Source organism: Hungatella sp. SL.1.14 (assembly GCF_024460495.1).
Lineage (GTDB): Bacteria > Bacillota > Clostridia > Lachnospirales > Lachnospiraceae > Hungatella > Hungatella hathewayi.
In genome coordinates, this window is sequence record NZ_JANFYJ010000592.1 from 1 (window position 1) to 255 (window position 255).

Annotated in this window: 1 pseudogene; it reads right to left on the bottom strand. The window is 54.5% G+C overall.

Annotated elements, in window-relative coordinates:
* Positions 1 to 255, bottom strand: a pseudogene (locus NE473_RS32445) (hypothetical protein); the annotation flags it as partial.

The window sequence follows — 255 nt, forward strand, 5'->3', positions numbered from 1 at the left end:
TTATCGTTCCGCTTAGCGCACCATTAAATTTTAGCGTATGGTCATACACCCGCAGGAGCAGGCCCGGCACATATTTATTTTCCAGGAATGCTATGTCGTTGGCGTCAATCCTCGGTTCCCCGCGGTAATGAAGGTCATACTCCCGGTCTGCACGCATGTAGTCTCCGACCCAGTCCGCCAGATCAGCCGCATGAACGACATCGGACACCAGCGGGTTCTCCCACTGTTCCAATCTCCCGGTTGGATTCAACCGCC